The 754-nt window shown below is 49.5% G+C and carries 1 protein-coding gene; it reads right to left on the bottom strand.

Annotated features, from left to right (window positions below; genetic code table 11):
* The coding region (locus RZO55_RS21660; protein ID WP_318066347.1) for a GntR family transcriptional regulator at window positions 1-602 on the bottom strand (602 nt) is incomplete at its 3' end.
* Window positions 603-754 lie beyond the last annotated feature (152 nt).

Here is a 754-nt window from a genome sequence, read left to right as displayed (position 1 = left end):
TTTTGCTCGGTAATCAGCCGGAAAATTTCCTTGTGCTGGGCCACGATCACGTCCCACTCCAAGGAGGAGAAGAGGCGCAGGTGCCGCATCCGATTAAAATGGGTATTCATCTGCTGCATCAGGTTCCAGGTTCTGATCTTACCGCACCCGAAAAACAGAATTTTGTGAAATTGATCGTCCAGCTGGTACAGACGCGAATAATTCCGCTTTTCGTTGCAAACCTCCTGCATCTTTAGGTTGGTTTCCAGCTGGAATCGATATTCCTCCGGGAAGCCGGCGCAAGCCATCCGGACGATGGCCCGTTCGATATTTTCCCGGACAAATCGGCCTTCCTCCAGGAGTTCGAGATCGATGAGGGAAACAAAGGTCCCCTTTTGAGGGTAAATCTCGATCAGATCTTCCTGGGACAACTTCAAAAACGACTCCCGGACCGGCGTGCGACTCACCTTTAATTGATGGGAGATCTCCGACTCGGAGATTTTCGCCCCCGGTTTCAGTTCCAGCTTGAGGATCTTGTCCCTCAGCGTTTGATAGATGAATTCCCTCGCGGAACCCTTTTTCATGCGTTCCTTTTGCAGGTTCGCCACTGAATCACCATCCAAGCTTCTCCATCGCGCAGGGCACCGGACTGGCATGGTAATCATGCTAGTATACTTGTCTGGCCAAATTTTAACACCCCCTTTATCAAAAGTCAACAATATCTTTAGAAAATAAATAATGTTCTTTTAAAAGGGGGGCGGAAAAGCCCTTCGGC

It is taken from the genome of Clostridium boliviensis (genome assembly GCF_033342255.1).
Lineage (GTDB): Bacteria > Bacillota > Clostridia > Lachnospirales > Lachnospiraceae > Lacrimispora > Lacrimispora boliviensis.
This window is presented reverse-complemented; position numbering and strand designations above follow the sequence as displayed.